At 30.9% G+C, this 22,569-nt stretch carries 27 protein-coding genes; 23 read left to right on the plus strand and 4 right to left on the minus strand.

Going from position 1 to position 22,569, the window contains the following annotated elements; all coding sequences use genetic code 11:
• Positions 1–3: 3 nt before the first annotated feature.
• The 5 genes from B5D14_RS12430 (at position 4) to B5D14_RS12370 (ending at position 5,222) form a co-directional block, all read left to right on the plus strand.
• On the plus strand, positions 4–225 hold the full coding sequence (locus tag B5D14_RS12430; protein ID WP_425351968.1) for a hypothetical protein: 222 nt from the start codon (positions 4–6) through the stop codon (positions 223–225).
• Positions 188–1,039, plus strand: a complete 852-nt coding sequence (locus tag B5D14_RS09365; RefSeq protein ID WP_078712371.1) for a hypothetical protein — start codon at positions 188–190, stop codon at positions 1,037–1,039. The genes B5D14_RS12430 and B5D14_RS09365 overlap by 38 nt, the downstream gene beginning before the upstream one ends.
• 1,048 nt (positions 1,040–2,087) lie before the next feature.
• A complete protein-coding gene (locus tag B5D14_RS09375; protein ID WP_078712373.1) occupies positions 2,088–2,987 on the plus strand; it encodes a hypothetical protein in 900 nt (299 codons plus the stop codon).
• The gene (locus B5D14_RS09380; RefSeq protein WP_078712374.1) at positions 2,968–4,698 is read left to right on the plus strand and encodes an Hsp70 family protein; all 1,731 of its coding nucleotides are present in this window, start codon (positions 2,968–2,970) and stop codon (positions 4,696–4,698) included. The genes B5D14_RS09375 and B5D14_RS09380 overlap by 20 nt, the downstream gene beginning before the upstream one ends.
• A complete protein-coding gene (locus B5D14_RS12370; protein WP_078712375.1) occupies positions 4,695–5,222 on the plus strand; it encodes a DnaJ domain-containing protein in 528 nt (175 codons plus the stop codon). The genes B5D14_RS09380 and B5D14_RS12370 overlap by 4 nt, the downstream gene beginning before the upstream one ends.
• 248 nt (positions 5,223–5,470) lie before the next feature.
• On the opposite strand, the gene B5D14_RS09390 is transcribed toward B5D14_RS12370, so the two are convergent.
• Entirely contained in the window at positions 5,471–6,211 is a 741-nt protein-coding gene (locus B5D14_RS09390; protein ID WP_078712376.1) for a sugar isomerase domain-containing protein, read from the minus strand.
• A 124-nt stretch (positions 6,212–6,335) separates the two neighbouring features.
• Here B5D14_RS09390 and B5D14_RS09395 point away from each other — a divergent pair, with 124 nt between their 5' ends.
• Complete coding sequence (locus tag B5D14_RS09395) at positions 6,336–7,052, plus strand: GntR family transcriptional regulator (protein ID WP_078712377.1); 717 nt, start codon at positions 6,336–6,338, stop codon at positions 7,050–7,052.
• 26 nt (positions 7,053–7,078) lie between these two features.
• Here the strand turns inward: B5D14_RS09395 and gltX are convergent, their stop codons facing one another.
• On the minus strand, positions 7,079–8,536 hold the full coding sequence (gene gltX, locus B5D14_RS09400) for a glutamate--tRNA ligase (RefSeq protein WP_078712378.1): 1,458 nt from the start codon (positions 8,534–8,536) through the stop codon (positions 7,079–7,081).
• Between the two features lie 210 nt (positions 8,537–8,746).
• Between gltX and B5D14_RS09405 the strand changes: the two genes are divergently transcribed.
• From B5D14_RS09405 to B5D14_RS09460, 13 genes are all read left to right on the plus strand, one after another.
• Positions 8,747–9,079, plus strand: a complete 333-nt coding sequence (locus B5D14_RS09405) for a PadR family transcriptional regulator (RefSeq protein ID WP_078712379.1) — start codon at positions 8,747–8,749, stop codon at positions 9,077–9,079.
• Entirely contained in the window at positions 9,076–9,750 is a 675-nt protein-coding gene (locus tag B5D14_RS09410) for a permease prefix domain 1-containing protein (RefSeq protein WP_078712380.1), read from the plus strand. The genes B5D14_RS09405 and B5D14_RS09410 overlap by 4 nt, the downstream gene beginning before the upstream one ends.
• The gene (locus tag B5D14_RS09415; protein ID WP_078712381.1) at positions 9,747–10,574 is read left to right on the plus strand and encodes a DUF4097 family beta strand repeat-containing protein; all 828 of its coding nucleotides are present in this window, start codon (positions 9,747–9,749) and stop codon (positions 10,572–10,574) included. Before B5D14_RS09410 ends, B5D14_RS09415 begins: the two co-directional genes overlap by 4 nt.
• Before the next feature lie 24 nt (positions 10,575–10,598).
• The gene (locus B5D14_RS09420; RefSeq protein ID WP_078712382.1) at positions 10,599–11,285 is read left to right on the plus strand and encodes a DUF4097 family beta strand repeat-containing protein; all 687 of its coding nucleotides are present in this window, start codon (positions 10,599–10,601) and stop codon (positions 11,283–11,285) included.
• A 153-nt stretch (positions 11,286–11,438) separates the two neighbouring features.
• Complete coding sequence (locus B5D14_RS09425) at positions 11,439–13,085, plus strand: B12-binding domain-containing radical SAM protein (RefSeq protein ID WP_078712383.1); 1,647 nt, start codon at positions 11,439–11,441, stop codon at positions 13,083–13,085.
• Complete coding sequence (gene rdgB / locus B5D14_RS09430) at positions 13,082–13,672, plus strand: RdgB/HAM1 family non-canonical purine NTP pyrophosphatase (protein ID WP_078712384.1); 591 nt, start codon at positions 13,082–13,084, stop codon at positions 13,670–13,672. The genes B5D14_RS09425 and rdgB overlap by 4 nt, the downstream gene beginning before the upstream one ends.
• Positions 13,656–14,336 carry a TIGR01906 family membrane protein gene (locus B5D14_RS09435; RefSeq protein WP_078712385.1) on the plus strand — a complete coding sequence of 227 codons (681 nt, stop codon included), beginning with the start codon at positions 13,656–13,658 and terminating at the stop codon, positions 14,334–14,336. Before rdgB ends, B5D14_RS09435 begins: the two co-directional genes overlap by 17 nt.
• Positions 14,333–14,842 (plus strand): tRNA (cytidine(34)-2'-O)-methyltransferase, encoded by a 510-nt coding sequence (locus B5D14_RS09440; protein WP_078712386.1) that lies wholly within the window; start codon positions 14,333–14,335, stop codon positions 14,840–14,842. Before B5D14_RS09435 ends, B5D14_RS09440 begins: the two co-directional genes overlap by 4 nt.
• A complete protein-coding gene (locus B5D14_RS09445; protein WP_078712387.1) occupies positions 14,835–15,335 on the plus strand; it encodes an ECF transporter S component in 501 nt (166 codons plus the stop codon). The genes B5D14_RS09440 and B5D14_RS09445 overlap by 8 nt, the downstream gene beginning before the upstream one ends.
• Positions 15,336–15,395: 60 nt before the next feature.
• The gene (locus B5D14_RS12165; RefSeq protein WP_159443775.1) at positions 15,396–15,569 is read left to right on the plus strand and encodes a hypothetical protein; all 174 of its coding nucleotides are present in this window, start codon (positions 15,396–15,398) and stop codon (positions 15,567–15,569) included.
• Between the two features lie 17 nt (positions 15,570–15,586).
• A complete protein-coding gene (locus B5D14_RS09450) occupies positions 15,587–16,111 on the plus strand; it encodes a RidA family protein (protein ID WP_078712388.1) in 525 nt (174 codons plus the stop codon).
• Between the two features lie 54 nt (positions 16,112–16,165).
• Positions 16,166–17,023, plus strand: a complete 858-nt coding sequence (locus tag B5D14_RS09455; RefSeq protein WP_078712389.1) for a metallophosphoesterase — start codon at positions 16,166–16,168, stop codon at positions 17,021–17,023.
• Between the two features lie 65 nt (positions 17,024–17,088).
• Positions 17,089–18,642 (plus strand): ABC-F family ATP-binding cassette domain-containing protein, encoded by a 1,554-nt coding sequence (locus tag B5D14_RS09460; protein ID WP_078712390.1) that lies wholly within the window; start codon positions 17,089–17,091, stop codon positions 18,640–18,642.
• Positions 18,643–18,784: 142 nt separating this feature from the next.
• Here B5D14_RS09460 and B5D14_RS09465 read toward each other — a convergent pair whose 3' ends face one another.
• On the minus strand, positions 18,785–19,159 hold the full coding sequence (locus tag B5D14_RS09465) for a GNAT family N-acetyltransferase (RefSeq protein ID WP_078712391.1): 375 nt from the start codon (positions 19,157–19,159) through the stop codon (positions 18,785–18,787).
• Positions 19,152–19,691, minus strand: a complete 540-nt coding sequence (locus tag B5D14_RS09470) for a DUF5662 family protein (protein WP_245289558.1) — start codon at positions 19,689–19,691, stop codon at positions 19,152–19,154. Before B5D14_RS09470 ends, B5D14_RS09465 begins: the two co-directional genes overlap by 8 nt.
• A 138-nt stretch (positions 19,692–19,829) precedes the next feature.
• On the opposite strand from B5D14_RS09470, the gene B5D14_RS09475 reads away from it, so the two are divergent.
• Genes B5D14_RS09475 through B5D14_RS09490 form a run of 4 tightly spaced genes read left to right on the plus strand, consistent with a single transcriptional unit; the run spans position 19,830 to position 22,564 of the window.
• Complete coding sequence (locus B5D14_RS09475; RefSeq protein WP_200804799.1) at positions 19,830–20,207, plus strand: transcription antitermination factor NusB; 378 nt, start codon at positions 19,830–19,832, stop codon at positions 20,205–20,207.
• Entirely contained in the window at positions 20,204–21,541 is a 1,338-nt protein-coding gene (gene xseA, locus B5D14_RS09480; RefSeq protein ID WP_078712392.1) for an exodeoxyribonuclease VII large subunit, read from the plus strand. Before B5D14_RS09475 ends, xseA begins: the two co-directional genes overlap by 4 nt.
• Positions 21,531–21,731, plus strand: coding sequence for an exodeoxyribonuclease VII small subunit (xseB, locus tag B5D14_RS09485; protein ID WP_078712393.1), 201 nt, complete (start codon positions 21,531–21,533; stop codon positions 21,729–21,731). Before xseA ends, xseB begins: the two co-directional genes overlap by 11 nt.
• Entirely contained in the window at positions 21,728–22,564 is an 837-nt protein-coding gene (locus B5D14_RS09490) for a polyprenyl synthetase family protein (RefSeq protein ID WP_078712394.1), read from the plus strand. Before xseB ends, B5D14_RS09490 begins: the two co-directional genes overlap by 4 nt.
• The last annotated feature ends 5 nt before the right edge of the window (positions 22,565–22,569 follow it).

Below are 22,569 nucleotides of genomic sequence, written 5' to 3' on the forward strand. Positions count from 1 at the left end.
CTAATCTATTTAAGAAATAGAACATATGATGCTTCTTTAAAAAGGTTTTTGCAACTAGATACCTATTTAGGTGAGAAAGATTCCAACATTGCTCAAAATAGAAGTATTGCCTTCAACAATAATCCTTACAAATACATTGATAAGGATGGAAAAAGAGCTGCTTATCCTAATGAAAATGGAGAAAACGATGAAGCGTATATTTTTATTTACATGGCAAATCATTAAAAAAGTAATGAAAATAAGTTGGAAAACAATTAAAATATTGTTTAAAGTCTTATTAATTTACTTTCTTTTGTGCGAATGCTTAAAGTTATATTTTCTTTCGACAGCAGATAGAGAAAATAGACTCATACAAGAAGTTGAAATTGAGACAAGTGATAAACTTCATTACTTTAATTTGCGTGAGGGGTTGTATGAAACTGTATGTAACGAAAATCTGTGTGAAACTCGTCCATATCTTAAAATCATTGAGATATCAAATGGCATTATCTTGAGAATTGCAATTGACGAATGGTATTCGTATTTCGAAAAATATCTTTTTGATGCAAAAAGACCAGAATTATATAGTTTTCCTTTAGAAGGAGAAAGTAGATTTAAAAATAGAACATATCAAGAACAATTGATTTCTTGGCATTCTATTGTGATTCCTTTTGAAGATGATAGATTTAGGTTAATTTATTTCTTAGATAGTAGTAAACCATATATCGGCATTATAGAGAATGAATATTTAGAAGATAGATTGGTCTTGGAAAAATTTAGAACAAATAACCTAGCAGAAAGTTTTTTGAAAATAGACCAAAATAAATTAGAAAAAGCTTTACAGGAGTATAATATAAATGATCAAGTAGATGCGGAAATGATGAATCAAAAAATAGAAGAGTCATATAATGAATATATTCAATATGAAAAGGAATTACAATTCTATTCAATAATAATAAGTATCATTAAAATCATTATTCTCATTATATTAATATTTTATAGAAGATGTAAAAAGGAATTTAAGAAAATATTAACAAAGTTGGGACTTGGTTTTGATTGATCTAGCTCGGTAACGAATTTGGTTTATGGTAAATTACAATAATTTAACACTTACCTAGGCGATAAGGATTCCCTCGTTATGATTTTTGTATTAGATATACAAAATTATGATTTTATATGAAGATAGTTCATAGTAATTAGAACTGTTAGTAACACGGTTATGGAGCTGAATATGAAGGGAATAATATTTAATAATCCAAATAAACATTATATAATCGATATAAGTGGTAATTTTATTATTCTGTTTTTGATTAACCTTATTGGGAAAAGTAAAATAAATTTATATAGGGTAAATTTAAAATCGATAGAAGAATTTAAATATCAAAATGGAAGTAAAATATCAAAACTTAGATTGCCATTTTTAATAGCATTTTCAATAGCAATTGGAAATATATTAAGTAATGTGGAATCACCCGCAATACTTTCTATCAATAGTTTTGCCATACTATGCATTATATGCGTAATTTGGATAGTTTTACCATTTAGTAAAATAAGTCGATTTGTATTTTTAACTAAAATAAATAGACTAAAAATTATTAATTCAAGGTTAGCTGGGAAAATTTATATTCCTAATAAAAATTATTTTTTAAAATACATTTTTCTGAAAATTATGATATTTTTGTCTTATTGCTCCATTTGCATTCTTGATAGGACCATTCTCAAGATATTATTTGCAATTACTTTAATAATATTTATTAGTTGGATAAAAAAATTCAATGGAATTTATTCGTAATAGAATTAAATGATGGAAGTATTTTGTTTCCCATAAATATTAGTAATTAAAAAAGTCCTAGTGAATTAAGAGTAGTGAACAAATATTCTATTTTCTATGTAATTAACCTGCAAAAAATGATATAGTAAAATCAATAAAGACTTATAGTTGAGATTGAGAAACATGAGATACATTTTTATTTCAATCTACTCTAAGGGAGTGTGAATAATTGTGTTTTGAGGGTGATGGTTGCTCTGTTTTGTTAAATGATGAAACATCAAAATAAACAAGTATTGTGAATCAAATTAATCAATATGATATGAGGAGGAAATCTAAAATGATGGGTGAATATGGAGAAGCATCATTAAAAAATAATATTAGTTCTTTGTTTTGGTTAAATATATTATGTCCACTTGGTTGTTTAGTTTGGTGGTCCGTAGACACATATTTTTTGGGTATAGGAATTTTTATAATTCTTATTATCTATTTAATATATCTATATAGTTTTCTTTATGGCTCCTTATCCATTTGTAGAAAAACTGTATACAATACAAATATCAACGAGGATGCAACTATAACATTAAGTAAAAATAATGTGCAATATAATGTTTCATCAATTACTTCAGTTAGAATTCTTGTTGGGAGAAATGATTTGATAATTGAAGGAGAAATATTTTATACTAATAAACTCAAAAAAATAAAAAGAATAAAACAACTTAGCAGTTACATTATTCAACCAGAATTAAATCTGTTTCTAAAAAAATTGGAGTTATCAAAAAAAATTATAGCTTCAAAAAAATATGTTAACAATGCATTAGAAATAATATTAGAATCTGCTGCGAAAAATAGAGAAGAGTATTTTGTAAAAGAGATGCAAGATACCTTGATATTAGTTCCTGCATATATATCTAAGGTTAAATCAATTTATAATTTAGAAAATATTAATGATGAAATATTTGTTGTACCTTATATTAATGATGGAAATATTTATTTGTTTACTAGGGTAGATGAAACTAAGAGTTTCAATGAATTAAACAAATATATATTTTTCCCTACAACAACTAGAAATTTATTGAATTCAATAAATTCTATTGCTAATACAGATGCGATTTTTAATGAAAGAATTGAAAAAGTTGTAATTAATGAAAGAAGTAGCTCTTTTAAGATGTCATTAGAGGAGTATTGCAAAATATTTGATAATAGTTTAGGAGGATGGAATGATGATTTTGGGAATTGATTTAGGAACAACAAACAGTTTAGGTGTGGTTTATGTTGATAATAAATATATGATTATACCCAATAAACATAACGAATTACTAACACCTAGTGTGATATATTTCGATGAGAAAAATAATTCGATAGTAGGAAAAGAAGCAAAGGATATGCAATTAATAGAACCTAGCGCTGTGGCTTGTTTATTTAAAAGAAATATGGGGAAAGGAAAATCAATAAAGATAAGAAATAAGGAATATTTGCCAGAAGAATTATCTGCATTAATTGTCAAACAGTTAATAGATGATGCAGAAAGATTTCTTAATACGTCTATTGATGAAGTAGTGATAAGCGTGCCAGCTTATTTTAATAGTTATCAAAGATTAGCAACAAAAAAAATAGGGAAAATACTTGGAATTAAAGTGGAGCGACTTATCAATGAACCGAGTGCTGCAGCATTGGCGTGCCGTTCTAATAATGATGAGACATTTATTGTTCTTGATTTTGGTGGTGGAACTTTAGATATTTCTGTAGTAGATTCATTTGATAATATATTGAGTATTTGTTCAATAGCAGGCGATAATAACTTGGGTGGTTCTGATTTTGATAAAATTCTTGTAGATAAATTCTTTAAAGATAATAATATTACTATTACTGAATCTAATAAAGAATATAATAGTATTTTATTGCAATGCGAGCAAATAAAAAAGCAAATTAAAAAAAATAGTGATGTCACTCAGATAATTTCTTATAAAGAGAAACAGTTTGGGTTTAGTATTAGCTATCGAGAATTTTGTCAACAATCTTTTAAAATATTTGAAAAAATAAGATATAATATTTCAATTGCGATGAGGGAAAGTGGATTTGAGAAAGAAGATATTGATAAATTGATATTAGTGGGTGGCACTTGTTTAATGCCCATTGTTCAAGATTATTTACTTGATCTACTTAACATTCCTTTAGAGATGAAAGATTATATTGATGAAATTGTAGTCTGTGGTTTAGGAACATACATTGGTATAATGCAAAGAGAAGACATGGTAAAAAATTTAGTTCTTACAGATATTTGCCCATTTTCTCTAAATACAAATACTTTTAATCACCAACAAACAAATAATCCCTATACAAGCACATTAATAAAGAAGAATTCTGTTTTGCCAATAAGCAAGTCAAATACTTATTATACTTTGAATTTGGGTCAAGATAAGATTAACTTTGATGTGAATCAAGGAGAATCAATCTATGCAAATGATAATATCACATTAGGACAAATTCTAGTTGATGTTCCAATTAACAATGTTGAATATGAAGCAGTGGAACTCACATATTCATATGATATCAATTCATTATTATCTATTGAAGCAAAAGTCATCTCTACAGGTAGTATTCATTACTATGAAATGCGTGAAAAAGGTATTGAAGAAGTCCTTGATTTAGATGAAAAAGTCAGGGAAATAAAGGATAAAACACGTTTTTATGAATCTCGTGAAAAATGGGAACATTTAAAAAGGAGATTTAATTATATTTTAGCTGGTTTGAATGATTGTGATAAAGAGGAATTATGCAATAAGTTTAATATTTATGAAGAAAAATTTAGAAATAAAACAACAAATATACATATTAATAAAAGCATATTAATTGAATTTGAATTAATGTTAGATAAATATGAAGAAAAATATATGGAATCAGATATTTTCAATGACTCATCACTGAATAAACGTGGGTATTTGTCATGATTAAAAGCAGCGCATTACAATTGTTAGGATTAAAAGAAAATGCATCAAAGAGAGAGATAAAAAAAGCATATGCAAGACTTTTGATTAAGTATCATCCAGAAGAAAATCCAGATGAATTTAAGTTAATTCATGAAGCATATGTATCGCTACAAGAAAATAGTAATGATTTAGAAGGTGAAATAATATTTGAATATTCTAATAAGGAAAGAAAGAAAGAAATGAGTGAAATACAGAAAGAGGAGTTAAATTATTCTAAGTATTGGAGGACTGAGAAAAACTTAGATGTTTTATTGTCAGTTGGAGAAATGAAATCATTATTCTTAGATTCTATTCGAGAACAACTAGAGTTAAACATCGAAGTTTCGTTGATTATTATGCAACTCACTTCAAATAAATTTTTATCTTTTAAGAATGATATAGAGTTTACTGAAAAAGTAAATAACTTGATCAAAAGTAGCAAGTATTTAACAAATAGTGAAATTGATAAATTAATATGTTTGGTAAATACAGATTTGAGTATTTAGGAATGGATAAAATGGATTATCATTCCTAATCAAGATATATAATTATATTTCAACTATGTTGAAAAAATAACCATAAACTAATAAATGAATGAATAATTGAAATTAATAATTTTATTCTTTGATGTAAAAAAAATTTAGAATTTAAAAGATGTATTCCTAATCAAGTTAGAAACACATCTTTATCTTATAATTAAATTTTACTTCTTAATGATTAGATTTATTACACGTTGAGAACAGATGTTTTAGTTTTACCAGGTACGAATTCTTCCCCAGTATTTTTCTAGCATAATATCATTCTTTTCTCTAGCACCATCAAGATTGCCACTAAAGAATACAGGGACATCCATGCCACTTTGCACACAATTATTGATTGTTTCAAGAATAAGAGAGTGGATAATAAAGTTTGCTGCAATATTTGAAGTTGGGCCAACAGGTTGATCAAATCCATCGATTTTCATGCAATTATCACCAAATTCTGTATGATTATCAATAACAATATCTGCAACTTCACATAGACGTTTTCCAGATTCATGACGACTTGATTGTCCCATTGAATAGGTTACTCCTGTAATAGCTATACAGAAGATCCCACGTTTTTTACATTCCATAGCCATTTCTACAGGAACAGCATTTCTTCCAGATTCAGAAATAATAATCATACAGTCATTGCTTGTTGGTTTGTGGTAATCCATAATGCATTTAGCATAACCATGTAATCGTTCAGTGAATTCTGATTTAGTTACATCATGATTTCCAGTTACACCATCTTCGATAATTGCGTATACAGGAACTAAACCACCAGCACGATAGAAAACTTCTTCAGCAATCATATGAGAGTGTCCAGTACCAAATGTGAATACAAGTCCATCATTTTTTACTTTTTCTGCCATAACTCTTGCTGCTTCGAGAATGTTATCTTTTTCTACCTCCATAATATCATCTAAATAATTCTTAACTTTGGTTCCAAATTCTTCAAATACAGTTTTCATCTTTTCCTCCAAACTCGATATATCGAGATAATTCTATCTTAACTGCGCCTACTCGATATGTCAAGTTGCCATTGAATAAAAAATAGATATCATATAAAATGATAAAGAAAGATAGGGAAAATAGATGAATTCAAATATACCTTTATATAAGATGATTAAAAATAATATCAAAGAAGATATTAAAAATGGTAAATATAGTCAGAATTGTAAAATTCCAAGTGAAACGGAATTAGGTGATTTTTATCATACAAGTCGTATTACGGTTGTACGTGCATTGAATGATTTAGTTAGTGAGGGATATTTATATCGTGAGCATGGAAAGGGTACTTTTGTTAATCAACAGATTCGTGAGAATGTCATGAATTTAGTAGGGTTTAATGAACGTATGAAGACTTTGGATTTAGCATTAAAGACCGTATTGTTAGAACGAAGTATTGTTCGAATACCTGAGGAAATGGCGAATTATTTTAAGTTGTCTCTAGATACTGAAGTGATATATATTAAAAGACTTAGAATTGTTGAAGATAAACGACTTTGTTTATCTAAGGCTTATTTTATAAAACATAATCATGAATGGTTACTTGATGAGGATATTGAGCAAAATTCAATTTATCATTTGTTAGAGAATAAGTATAAGCAAAAACTAGGGCAGGGAACACAATTATTTGGAGTTGATCATTTAGATAGAGATGATGCAAAAGAGTTGGGTGTCGGTTCATCAAAATCGCTTCTACGCTTAAAACTATTTACTTATTTAGAGAACAATCAACCCTTTGAATTTGATACGACATATTATAATCAAGATTTTTATGAATATGAAATTGAGTTAAATAGAAAATAAAAGATAATGCCGAGGCATTATCTTTATTATTTTTCTAAATCTTGAATTGCTAAATCAAGTCTTCTTAGTGTTTCATCTTTTCCTAAGATATATGAGATTTCAATAGCTCCTCCTGGAGTGAATTGTTTACCTGTAATAGCAACACGAACAGGGTAGAGTAATTGACCATTCTTGATGCCTAGTTTTTCAACTAATGCCATCATTTCATCATGAATCGTAGTTTCTTCCCAATTTGGAAGTGAAGCTAGTAAATCTCTTGCTGCCTTTAATGAGGGTAGAGCTACTTCAGGATTAGATTTCATTTTCTTATTTGTATATAACTCTGAATCAAAAGAATTATATGTATCAAAGAAATCCACCATTTCATCAATTTCAGCTAAAGTATTAGCGCGTTGTTGTAGAATTTTTGCGATTTCTTTGTGATCATAGTTTCCTTTAACACCATTGGTGATATGTTCTTTTGCAATATCATAATAAGTATCAATATCCATATTACGTAAGTACATACCATTCATCCAAGTTAATTTATCAATATCGAAGATTGCACCTGATGTACCAATTCGTTTTACATTAAATGCTTGTTTAAGTTCATCTAAAGTATAAATTTCTTGTTCAGTTTCTGGTGACCAACCAAGTAGGGCGATATAGTTAATAATAGCTTCTGGTAAATATCCTTTTGCTACCAAATCTTGGAATGATGCATCACCATTACGTTTAGATAATTTATGATGTTCATCTTTCATTACAGGTGGGCAATGGATGTAGGTAGGGATATCCCAACCAAATGCTTTGTAGACTAAATTGTACTTAGGTGTTGATGATAAATATTCATTACCACGAATAACATGGGTAATTTCCATCATATGATCATCAATAATATTCGCAAAGTTATATGTAGGATATCCATCAGATTTTAATAAGACTGCTTCATCCAATGTGCTATTTTCTACAGTAATGGTACCATAAACTTCATCATCAAATGATGTTGTTCCTGATGTTGGAATATTTTGACGTACAACATAAGATTCACCATTTGCGATTCGAGCACGTGCATCTTCTACTGAAATATTCTTACAAGGATCATTAAATATAAAAGATTCGCCACGAGCTTCTGCTAACTCACGTTGACTTTGAATATCTTCTTCTTGGCAGAAACAATAGTGTGCTCCACCTAAATCAATTAACTTTTCTGCATATTCTTTATAGATACCTGATTTCATACGTTCAGATTGTACGTATGAACCATAATTACCACCAACATCGGGTCCTTCATCATGGAATAATTTACATTGTGCTAATGTGTTATAGATAATATCTGTAGCTCCCTCAATTAGACGTCCTTGGTCAGTATCTTCAATTCGAAGGATGAAGACACCATCAGGGTCTTTTTTAGCAACTAAATACTCATATAATGCAGTTCTTAAGTTACCTATGTGCATGTAGCCAGTAGGGCTAGGTGCAAATCTAGTACGTACTTTTGTCATTGTTTTTACCTCTTTTTCACAAAGTTTATTGTACTCTAATAAGCTACTTCTTTCAATCTTATTGTAGCAAAAAGGTTTATTTTAAAGGATATTTCAATAATTTTACTTTAATAAAAATAATACTTCATAGAAAATAATACATTTTTACGAAAGATACCTTGACAGGCGAGGTATCTTGGATTATATTAGTTGTATCAAGGAGGTAGAAAGATGTTAGTAATGTCAGATATTATTCGTGGCTATACAGATACATTCATCTTGGCGCAGCTTCTCCATCATGATAGTTATGGTTATGAAATTAACAAGGCTATCAATGATATGACAAATGCTCGATTTGAACTTAAAGAAGCAACACTTTATACAACGTTTAGACGATTAGAGCATGGTGGCTATATTATCTCTTATTGGGGTGATGAAAATACTGGGGCACGACGAAGATATTATGCGATTACCGAATTAGGTAAACAACTATATTACGAAAACTTGAATGACTGGAAAGATGCTAAGTCAATGATCGATAAAATATTGGAGGATAGACAATGAATAGCAAGATTAAAAATTATGTAGATGTGGTGTTCAAAGATGTACCAAGAAGTAAAAAAGCAATTGAGTTAAAAGAAGAGATTGCTTCAAATTTAAATGAAAGATTTGAAGACTATCTGAAAGAGGGAAAATCAGAAACTGAAAGCTATGGCTTGGCTGTGGCAAATATGGGAGATATTGACGAAATGATTAGAGAAGTAATGCCAAATGAGGATTTTGTAAAAGAAGCAAATACCTATCGTAGAAGAAATGCAAGAAATACAGCAATTGGAGTATGTTTATATATCTTAGGTGCTGCAGCATTAATCTTATTTTCAATAATTGGTGAGCAAGTAGGCATGGATGATTTGGGTGGTGCATTGGGTGTCATTGTCTTGTTAGTTCTAGCAGCAATTGCAACATCACTCATTGTTTACTCACATATGTCAACACCAAAGGAATACAAAGACTATGAGGATTCACAAGAACAAGAACTAAAATCAATGAAACCAAAAGATCGTAAAATATTTGAAGCGATATCATCAATCTATTGGTTAATTGTAACTGCAGTCTATTTACTAATTTCTTTTTTAACACACGCTTGGGGAATTACATGGATTATTTGGGTTATTTCAGGAATCATGCACCAAATTATTGTGGTTATATTCCAATTGAAAGGAACTAACGAATGAAAAAAGTATTAATTACAAAATTAGTTGTCTTATTAGTTTTATTAGCTCTAGTGTGTGGAGTTGCAAGTAGTTTCTTCTTTGGATACAGAAACAATTGGAATATTTTCAATTTTAGAGATTCAAATAAAAATGAATTGGTAGCTGAAGAAAAATTTAATGATGTTAAAAATATTCGTGTCAATGTTATTGAAGAAGATGTCATTGTTTATAAACATGATTCAAATGAAATCATTGTTAAATACTATGGTGATCATGATCGTTTACCACGTATGACATTGAGTAATGGTGATTTAAGAATTGAAAGAGAAAAAGAATGGCGTTTCTTCTTCTTTAACTTCAATGTATCAGGACGCGTTGAAATTTATATGCCAAGTGATCAAATAAATGAGTTAGATATTGTGGGTGTTAGTGGTAATGTAGAGGTAAGCCCAAATGTGAAAAACTTGGATGTTGAAGTTGTGAGTGGTTCAATTACTGGTTATGGTGTTGGAGAATCTGCAGGGTTAAATACAGTGAGTGGTAATATTAGAATGTATGGTGGTTTTGATAACGTAGATGCTGAAACAGTAAGTGGAAATATCCGTCTTACAACAAAAGAAGATTCAATCATTGATGCAAATACAGTGAGCGGAACTGTTCGTTGTAGCTTATACAGCCCAACAGTAGGTTATACAGTGGAATTTGATAGTGTATCAGGGCAATTTAAAGACAATTACAATGAACAAAAATTTGGTGGCGATGTAAAAACAAATTTTGGTGATAGTGAATTATCATTTAATGTAGAAACAGTAAGTGGAAGTTTTAAATTAGAAGATTGGGATTAATTGGATTCCTAGTTGTGAGGATGTATGAAGATAAATGAAAACTACTTTAATATTAAAAAAATTAAAGCAAAAATGATTGAAGAAGATATTGTGATTAACTATTATGAGGGTGAATCCGTATGTCTTAAATATGATGGTGACTACAACAATAAAATTTCTATTGTAGTAAATGGTGATGAATTAATTGTTGAGAGAAAACTAAGCATTGAAACATTAGTATGTATTAAAATATCAAAAGGAATCTTACAACTCTTTATTCCTAAAAGTGATAACATGGATATGAAACTCAAATCAACAAGTGGCCATATTCAAGTCTTTGTGGATGCGATGAATCTTGAATTAGAAACAGTAAGTGGTCGAATTGAGTCACATGGTGTAGGAAAACGATTGTCTTTGCATACAGTGAGTGGAAGTATTCGTCAATATAAACCTTATGATAAGCTTGAATTTAAAACAACAAGTGGTAGTGTTAAATTAGCTGGAAAGCCAAACTGTGAGTATGTTGGTTCTACTATCAGTGGAGGTGTACTAATTTCACTTAATGATAACCAAGGGTATATCTTAAAGTTTAAATCAGTAAGTGGCCGTTTTAGAGATAAATACAATACTGCGAAAATTGTGGGCTCTGGTGAATATACACAAGGAAGTGCACATTCAAAATTTAATATCAATACAATTAGTGGAAATTGCAAATTAGATAACTGGGCTTAAGTGAAAACTTAAGTCTTTTCTTTTTTAGTAAATACAATACATTGTGTTGTATAATTTTAGAAATTCTCAAGAAAGTAATTTTGTAACATGATAGAAAAAACAAACAAAGAATCGTACTTGTACGTGGTATAATAAACAAGAATTGGAGAATTTATGAAAGTTATACTAACAACATTAAACGCAAAATTTATTCATACTAGTCTTGCACTACGTTGGCTCTATGTAGCACGTGATGCAGCTTTTGATACTGAAATTCAAGAATATACAATTCGAGATAATTTAGATGAAGTCGCTTTAAAATTAGTTGAATCTAAACCAGATATTATTGGATTATCAATCTATATATGGAATCAAGAAGAATCAAAAGAATTAGTTAGGAAAATAGCGAAACTCAATGCATCCATAAGGATATTGATTGGTGGACCTGAGGTTTCTTATGAATATAGTGATTGGTTGAGTTTACCCATCGAAGGTGTTTTAAGAGGTGAGGGTGAAATTTCATTTTGGAAGGCATGTCGTCAAGAAGAGGAAATCGAAGGATTTGTGTCTAAAACAGTTCAGTCTGAAATAGCTTATGCAAAAGTTGATTTGCGTTGGTTAGAAACACTGGAAAGTCCTTACTTCTTAGCTTTTGATTTAGAGAATCAAAAGAATCGCTATCTTTACATAGAAACAAGTAGGGGATGTCCTTATCGTTGTAGTTATTGTTTGTCTTCTTTGGATAATCAAGTACGATTGTATTCAGAAGAATATATAATGAATATTTTAAAGCAATTGGAAGGAAAATCATGCAAACAAGTTAAATTTCTAGATCGAACCTTTAATGTAAAACCAGAACGTGCTTTAAAGATTGCGAAATGTATTGAACAATTGAATGTTGATTTTAGTTTTCAATTTGAAGTTGTCCTCGATACAATGAATGAAGCAATGTTAAGTTTCTTTGAACATGCAAATAAAGAGAGATTTCGATTTGAAGTGGGAGTTCAATCATTTAATCAACATACATTGAATTCAGTACATCGAGTACAAGATTTAGATAAATTAGTCGCAAATATCAAACGATTAAGTTTAGCAGGGTGCATCTTACATGTTGATTTGATTGGTGGATTACCCTATGAAGATTTAAATTCTTTTAAGGATTCCTACACTCGCTTATTTGCGTGTGGTGCCACTGAGATACAGGTGGGTATCTTAAAGCTTCTAAAAGGTACGACATTGCGAAATCAAGCCTCAAATTATGGGTTTGTCTATGAAGAGGGTTCACCCTATACAATTTTAGAAACAAGCTGGTTATCAAGTGAAGAAATAAATGTAATTGAAAACGTATATCAAGCAACTGAGAAATGCTATAACAATGGGCGAATTCGCGGGACACTGGATACTTGTTTTCAAATGGGATATCCAATTTTTGAAGTGATGTCACTACTTGGACTAAAGATGAAAGAATTTGATGGACAAGTACAAATAAGAGATTATTTTTTAATGGCATTTGATGTTTTATCTACAATGAAACTAAGTGATCCATTGATAATTAAAGCTTTACTTAATACAGACTATTATATGAACTTCAGACAAAATCCAAAGCCTTTGTTTAATGATGAAATAAGTGGTGAAAAGAAAAAAGAATTGTATAAATTATGGATTAATAGACAATATTTTGATGAACAGATTCTCTATAATTATGGTAAAATTAGACTTGGATTTTATAAGAATCAAATTATGATTCAAACCTTAATTTATGATGCAAAACAAAATTATCCAAAACGATATTGGTTTAGTTTGGAAGGAGAAAAACAATGAAAGATTTATTCATAGCTTCAGCGAATGCGCATAAAATTGAAGAATTCAAACATATGCTAGAACCGTTGGGATATCAAATAAGAAGTATCAATGATTTACCAGAAGTGATTGATATTGAGGAGACAGGAGTTACATTTGAAGAAAATGCGATTATCAAAGCACAAACAATTACTGATAAATTTAATATTCCTTGTATTTCAGATGACTCTGGTTTAGAAATTGATGCATTAAATAAAGAACCAGGAGTTCAATCCGCACGATATTTGGGTCATGATACAAGTTATGATATTAAAAATAATACATTATTAGAAAGAATGAAAAATGAATCGAATCGTGCGTGCCGATTTGTTTGTGCCATTGCATTAAGTGTTCCTGGCAAGGAACCAGTAGTATTTAGAGATACGATTGAAGGGACAGTTGCGACCTCAATTGAGGGTAATAAAGGATTTGGTTATGATCCAATTGTTTACTATGAACCTTTTAAAACAACACTTGCGAATGTAAGCGAAGAAAAGAAAAATAGTGTATCTCACCGTGGTAAAGCACTTCAAAAATTATTGGAGTATTTAAATGAAACACCTATCTAAACCTTGTTTTTTTATAGCTACAATTTGTTTCATCGTTGCGTTTTTCCTAACTTGTCTAGACTTTAATAGCTTTAACCATGATTTCTATAAAAGTGAGTATGATAAATTAGGTGTAGCAGATGAAATCGGTATTAGTAGAGTTGAGTTACAAGAAACTACAGATGTTTTATTGGACTATATTCAAGATAAACGAGATGATTTGAATGTAAGTGCTGTGATACTAGGGCAAGAGCGACAAGTATTCAATGAAAAAGAAATCATGCATATGGTCGATGTAAAAGATTTATATCTTACTACGATGAATGTAAGAATGATGACAGGTATTGGATTTATAGTCTTTGGATTATTGGGAATCTTATTTGATCGTAAGAATGCATTAAGAAATAGTACTGAAATGTTTATCATGGGGACTGTATCTGCCCTAACACTCATTCTCTTTTTGGGGATGTATGCCATGATTGATTTTGATCAATTTTGGTTGCAATTTCATTATATTTTCTTTACCAATGATTTATTTTTACTAGATCCTGCTACGGATATTTTAATTCAAATGGTACCTAGTCAGTTTTTCTTTGATTTAGTATTTAGAATTGCGGGAACATTTCTTCTAGGCATGGTAGTGCTATGTGGAGGTTGTTTCTATATAAGGAGGAAAAGTAAATGATTCATGTTGTTTTGTATGAACCAGAGATACCACAAAATACAGGTAACATTATGCGTACATGCATGGCAAGTAATTGTAAACTTCATTTAATAGAACCATTGGGCTTCTCACTAGATGAAAAGCATTTAAGACGATCTGGCATGGATTATCGTGATCAATTGGAAGTCTTTACTTACAAAGACTGGAATGAATTTATAAGTAAGAATACTGGAACTTATTTTTACATTACGCGTTATGGAAAAAAGAGTCCAACCATGTTTGATTATAAAGAAGTAGAAGGGGATATTTATCTCATCTTTGGTAAAGAGAGTACAGGAATACCCAAGGAAATCTTACACGACCATTTGGAATATTGTGCTAGACTTCCAATGGTTAAGGAAGCTAGAAGTTTGAATTTATCAAATTGTGTAGCAATTTGTGTGTATGAAGTGTTAAGGCAATTAGATTATCCAGGACTTAGTCCGGTAGAATTTATTAAAGGGGAAGATTGGTTAGAAAATGAATAAAATAACAAAGAAAATTACAATAGCAGCTGCGCTTATTGCGATTGGGTTATTGTTACCACAAGTTTTACATGTATTCGGTAATGGGTTAGCAGGAATGATCTCGCCATTGCATATACCAGCGTTTTTTGCGGGATTTTTACTAGGACCCATTTGGGGTTTAGGCGTGGGAATTTTAGTACCGCTTTTAAGTAGTGTGATTACGGGCATGCCTCCTTTATTTCCTATTGGCATGGCAATGATGGTTGAAATTGGATTGTATGGTTTAATGAGTGGGTTATGCAATAAAAAGTTCAATGTTTGGATTAGTTTAGCTATTGCAATCGTTGTAGGACGTATTGGGTATGTACTTGCTGCTGCATTCTTGTTACAGATATTCTCATTTGAAGGGGTTGTTACATCACTCATTGCAAACTTCTCTGGAGGATTTATTGCCATTATTGTGCAATTTGCGATTATACCAGTGCTTGTAACACGTTTGAAGAAAGTGATTTAATGTGTTATATTAGACAAATGTTTTTAGATTTCATATAATATTCTAGGAGAGGTGAGGATTATGATAGAAAACATCAATGATTTTTTGTCTATTGCCTTTTTACTTTTGATTCTTGTGTATGGTTTGTATATAACCTATTCAATTTTCGTTAAACACCATGAACATAAGATGCAACAAATTGAATCAGATTATTATCAAGAAGATACAGATGATTCAAGAACAGATTTTTATTAAACTAAAGGAGGAGTATCATGTTTACTCAAGCTATTTCATCACCTAATGCTCCTAAAGCATTAGGACCTTATTCTCAAGCGATTAAATTAGGCGATTTCGTTTATTTATCAGGACAAATTCCGATGGATCCAGCTACTGGAGAAATCGTTCCAGGAGGAATCCAAGAACAAACACAACAAGTATTAAAGAACATTGAAGCAGTTCTTGCAGAAATGAATCTTGAAACTCGTCATGTAGTAAAAACAACTGTATTTATGACTGATTTATCTGATTTTGATGCAATGAATCAAATCTATGCAGTTTACTTTAATGAACCATTTCCAGCACGTTCAACAGTTCAAGTAGCAGCTTTACCAAAGGGTGCTAAAGTTGAAATTGAATGCACAGTAATTGATACACTTGTTTACGAAAGACAAATGTCACAAAACGGTGGATGCAATGGTGGCTGTGGTGGTGAAGGTTGCCATGGTAAAGATTGTGGATGCGATGACGATTGCGGTTGCGATGATGATCATTGTGAAGATTGTGGATGCGGTGAATAACCGCATTTTCTTTTACATAGAAAGAAATAATGAATAAAGAAAGTGAGGAGCTAAATGATATATATACTAATTTTAATAATACTCCTTGGGTGGATTTTAATTTATTCTGTTATTACAAATAAAAAAGTTAAAACAACACATTTTGAAATAAGAAGTAAGAAACTACCAAATGAATTCGATGGATATCACATTACTCTATGTACAGATATTCACAATGAACAGTATTTAAATAATGAGCAATTTTATAAACAAGTTGAAGTAACCAATCCGGATATTATATTAATAAGTGGAGATTTTATTGACTCACGTCGTACTAATTTTGATGTGTCTTTAGAGATTGCAAGAAGACTAGTTACTATAGCACCCACATATTATGTAACAGGTAATCACGAATATCGACTTATTACTTTTCCTATCTTTGAAGAGAGTTTAAAAGAAATTGGTGTTCGTATATTAAGAAATGAAGCAATTAAGTTGCATCGTGGATCAAGTAGTATAACGCTACTTGGTATGGATGATCCTCATTTCTTTTCAGAGAACAATGGTCATCAAAATGAAGCCAAAGTCTTAAATAAATTGTTGGATGAGTTGAAAACAAAGGATGACTACACGGTTTTGTTGATCCATCGTCCAGAGTTTTTTGAAGATTATTATCAACATAAGATTGACTTAGCACTTTGTGGACATACTCATGGTGGTCAAATAAGGATTCCCTTTGTGGGTGGTTTAATAGCTCCTCACCAAGGCTTTTTTCCAAAGTATGATGCAGGTTATTTCTGCAAAGGTGATACTCAAATGTTGATTAGTAAAGGGTTAGGTAGTAGTTCTTTCCCATTGCGTGTAAATGATCAACCCGAATTACTTGAAATCCGTTTAAAAAGTGAATCAACAGAATCTGACAAGTCGTTCTAATCGCAAAGAATGACTTGTTTTAGCATCATTCCTTGTGTAAACTATATAAGAAACGGAGAAGAATTATGAGTATATTAACAGTAGAAAACTTATCCCATAGTTATGGAGGAAGAGAAATATTTGAAAATGTTTCTTTTCGTCTATTAAAGGGTGAACATATTGGATTAATTGGTGCAAATGGTGAAGGTAAGAGTACATTTATGAAAATTATTACGAATACTCTTGAACCCGATGAAGGTAAAATAATTTGGAGTAATAAGGTAAGTGTTGGTTATCTTGATCAAAACGCTAGTTTGCATGAAGGAAATACAATTCGTGATACACTTAAAAAAGCATATGATCATTTGTTTGAAATGGAAGCTAAAATAAATGATTATTACATGAAAATGACGGATTGTACTGAAGATGAAATGAATCAGATGCTTGAAGAAATTGGTGAAATGCAAGATATTATGGAACATCATGACTTCTATTTAATTGATTCAAAAGTGGAAGAAGTTGCGAGTGCAATAGGGTTAAATGATATTGGCTTAGATAAATTTGTTAATGAATTAAGTGGTGGTCAAAGAAGTAAAGTGCTTTTAGGTAAACTCTTATTAGAAAAACCAGATATTTTACTTTTGGATGAGCCAACAAACTATTTAGATGAAGAACATATAAGCTGGTTAAAAAATTATTTAAGAAATTATGAGAATGCCTTTATTTTAATTTCACATGACATTCCATTCTTAAATGATGTAGTTAATATTATTTATCATGTGGATAATTGTTTACTAACGCGTTATGTTGGAAACTATGATGAGTTTGAGCGAGTATATGAGATAAATCAAAAGCAACTAGAGGCAGCGTATGAGCGTCAACAAAAAGAAATTGAGAAGTTAGAAGATTTTGTGGCTAGAAATAAAGCTAGAGTGGCAACACGTGGTATGGCGAATTCCCGTGCTAAGAAATTAGAAAAAATGGATCGTATTACACTAAAAGGTGAGAAACCAAAACCTTCGTTTAGTTTTATGATGGGTAAGACACCAGGTAAGAATATATTTGAAGCGGAAGATCTTGTGATTGGATATGATACTGCTTTATCAATTCCAATGAACTTAATTTTAGAGAAGGGTAAGAAAATTGCGGTAGTAGGTGCAAATGGATTAGGTAAATCTACACTACTGAAGAGTTTCTTGGGTCAAATCCCTGCTATATCAGGGAAAACACATCTCGGCGAAAATCTTGAAATCGGTTATTTTGAACAGGAAGCACCTAAATCAACCAAGACTTGTATTGATGACTTGTGGGATGAATTTCCAGCCTATTCGCAATATGAAATTCGTAGTGCGCTTGCAAAATGTGGACTAACGACTGAACAAATTGAAAGTAGAGTCAATGTTTTATCAGGGGGTGAACAAGCAAAACTTAGATTATGTAAAATCTTGAATCGTCCATGTAATATTTTAGTGCTAGATGAGCCTACCAATCACTTAGATCAAGATGCTAAAGAGGAATTAAAAAGAGCATTGATAGAATACAAAGGTTCTATTTTAATCGTATGTCATGAGCGTGAATTCTATGAAAATCTTGTTGATGATGTTTGGAATCTTGCTCAATACAGTTTAAGCGCACAATAAAAAAGACGTTAAATTACGTCTAAGATTAATTCGATTATGGGACATCCATAATCGTTTTTATATTCAGTTAGTTTGAATCCAACATCTAAATGTGCTTTTAATGCTGCGGTTCTTTCAACTTCAAAATCATTTCGTAGTATTTTTAATCCATCTTGTTTGCTTTTTCAATGAGTAATTTTAATCCTTCTAAACCATAGCCTAATCCACGATACTTTGCTTCAATTAATATTCCAATCTGATGTGTATTTGAAGATGAATCAAGATGGTAATTAATTTCACCAACATAATTTCCATCTTCGTTTTGTAAGTATGCGTAAAAACGAGTAGGTTCATTGTTTATCCACTTTGAGTACCAAGACTTCCAAGAGGATTCATCAAAGAGTATACAACCAGTATCATTGTTATATTCAGGAAAATCTAAATTGTAATGAGCGTTATAAGACATTGTTTCTATATCTTGCATTATTTTCTTTCGATAACTTAACTCACTTAGTCTAGGTTGAATGATTTTAAGCATATTTCATACCTTTAATGCGATTAAATGCTTCATTAAGAGGATATTCTTTAACAATAATCAACATTTCTTCTATTTTCTTAGCGGTATTTGGGTGCATGTAGAGGCGGTCAGTACCATTCATGAAGTACTCATAAGGTGTATTTTGAGTATAGGCACTACCTTTGTAAATCATACAAGCAGCAATGCGATCACAAATCATTTCTTGAACATAATTCAAGGGAACTTCAATTGGAAAAATTCCTGTTTTATTTTTATCTAACCAATATTCCCAGTGATGTTTGTTTCTACCTTTGTGGTGTAACCAACCCAATGAATAGCCTAGTTCCTCTTTTTCAGCATCAATAGGGGAGCGGTATCCTTGATAATATCGAGCTCCATTAGAAAATTCAACCCAGCTGTATTTAGATAAATCATGTAAAATTCCTTGCTTGAATAATCCCATTTTAAAGCAAAGAAAGGTCACTTTGATCTTATGATTTGTAATTGTTTTGAAATGGAGGTATGCGTTTTTAAATGTAATTTTCCTTTTCAATTGGAACACTCCTTTCAACTTTAAATACTATGATAAGCGTTTCGTTATTTTAATGCAAGAATATGTGATGAATCACAAGAAATAGATGTATAAAAAAAGGCTATTTCATGATAAAATAGTCATGCATGGAGGACTAAAATGGATCGTCATATTGAAAGAGAAAAATCAATGATTTGTCTTTACCAAGGGTTATTAACAAATAGAGATTTATCAGGGATTGTAGAGGATATATATCTTGTTCCACTTAAGGAAGTCAGTGATTTCTCAAAAACACTGATTTTTAATAGTTATGAAAATAGAGAGCGTTATATAGGATATATTAACAATGTATTGGATGAATGGACTTTTGACCGTTTAGGATTTATTGAACAAGCGATTTTATTAATGGCTTGTACAGAATTTGATAATAAGATTGCAGAAACACCAGTTATCATCAATGAAGCAATTTTACTTGCGAAAAAGTATGGAGATGACAACGCCTACAAATTAATTAATGGAGTGTTGGATCGTCTATGAGTCAAGCGGTTGTAAAAGTTAGTACACTTGTCAGTTATCTAAAATCGAAAATTGATCAAGATAACTATTTACAACGTATTCTTGTTTCAGGGGAAATAAGTAATTTTGTACATCATCGAAGTGGACATTGGTATTTTACACTCAAGGATGAAGCATCGCGCTTAAGTTGTGTTATGTTTTCATCAAGTGCTTCTCGTAGTAAATACTATCCAAAAGACGGTGACAAAGTTATATTACAAGCTAATACTTCTGTGTTTGAATCAAGTGGACAGTTGCAGTTGTATGTTACTGGAATCAAACTGGACGGTATTGGAGATTTGCATATTCAATTTGAGTTACTTAAAAAGAAGTTATTTGAAGAAGGGTATTTTGATGAAAATCATAAATTAGAAATACCAAAATATCCAATGCGTATTGGCCTTATAACAGGAAAAAATACAGCAGCTCGAGAAGATGTTGTATCTACACTCGCAAGACGTTGGCCAATTGCAGACTTAGTAGAAATCAATACGCTTGTACAAGGTGAAGCAGCATCTGCTCAAATTATCCAAGCGATTGGAAAAATGGAAAAAGAAGAAGTTGATGTTTTATTACTTGTTCGAGGTGGTGGCTCTATTGAGGATTTATGGGCTTTTAATGATGAGGCTTTAGCAAAATGTATTTATCACTGTACTATACCCATCATTACAGGAGTAGGTCATGAAATTGATACAACCATTGTGGATTATGTATCGGATTTAAGAGCACCAACACCAACGGGAGCTTGCGAGATTGCAACACCTGATCAAGAAGATGTTAAACAAAATTTAGCTCTATTGAAGCAAGCACTGATAAAGCAATGCCGAAGTGATGTTGAATTTGAACGAGCACAAGTTAATCGTTTCAAAAACATGACTTGGTTTATATCACCAGGTACACTAGTAGACCAAAGAAAAATGAAGTTAGATTATATTTCGAATCGTTTGCAAATTGTATCATACTCATCGCAAAAGAAACGAATTGAATTAGAACAAGTGTCGCAAAACTTTAAATCACTTGTCTCTAAAAAATTACATCAAGTTGGATTAGAGGTTCAAACTAAAGCACAATTTATTAATCAAAATGTTATGCAACGCTTTGATAGAGAAAATAAAAAATTAGGAAGTATGATTCATTTATTGGATGCCTACTCACCATTAAATGTTTTAAAAAGAGGATATTCAATTACATCAAATTCTAAAGGAATATGTACTTCTGTAAAACAAGTTCAAGTTGGAGATGAACTGACAGTCCGTTTAACCGATGGAGAACTTATTACAAAAGTAAATCGAAAGGAGTCACGTCATGGCAACTAAGAAAACATTTGAACAATCAATGGAGAGATTAAACATCATTGTTGACTTATTAGAAAAGAATGAACAACCTCTTGATGAGACCATTAAACTGTTTGAAGAAGGTTTAGGTTTAGTACAAGAGTGTGATAAGCAGTTAAAAGGTTTTGAAAAGAAAATAGATGAATTAGCAAGTAAGAAGGTAGAAGAATGAAACCAATAGAGATGGAACTTGAAAAATCATTGGAAAATTGTGAATCGTCCAAAGTATTAGAAGCAATGAATTACTCACTTCTTGCAGGTGGTAAACGGCTTCGTCCATTACTTTTATTTGAAACATGTAAAGCTTATGGTGTTGATACTAATATTGCAAATCCGTTTGCGTGTGCACTTGAAATGATTCATACATATTCTTTAATTCATGATGATTTACCGGCAATGGATAATGATGTTTTAAGAAGAGGTAGAAATACATGTCATGTTGAATTTGATGAAGCGACTGCAATTTTAGCTGGAGATGCGTTAAATACCGAAGCTTTCTATGTGATGAGTCAAGCGATTTGTCGTGATGATCAAAAAATTAAATGTATTGAGATCTTAGCGAATTGTGCAGGAGTTAATGGCATGATTTTAGGACAAGCTCTAGACATTGAATCGGAGAATAAACAAATATCATGGAATGAACTTGAAAGATTGCATCGCAATAAAACAGGGAAGTTGTTTGCGGCAGCTTTTATGATGGCATCCGTTTTAGCGGACGACAAAGTTCATCTACCATTTTGGCAAGAAATAGGTGAGAAGTTGGGTTTGGCTTTTCAAATTCAAGATGATATTTTAGATATTACAAAAACAAGTGAAGAATTAGGTAAAAGTAATAGTGATGTAGAAAATCACAAATCAACTAGCGTAACATTATTAGGGATAGAAGAAGCAAATAAGATACTTGCAAAACATTTTGATGAAGTTGTTGGAATGATTGAATCATTGGAAATTAATTCTACAGATTTAATACAACTACTCATGAGTATTCGTACTCGTCAAATGTAGGAGGC

This window comes from Anaerorhabdus furcosa, from assembly GCF_900167375.1.
Taxonomy (GTDB): Bacteria; Bacillota_I; Bacilli_A; order Erysipelotrichales; family Erysipelotrichaceae; genus Anaerorhabdus; species Anaerorhabdus furcosa.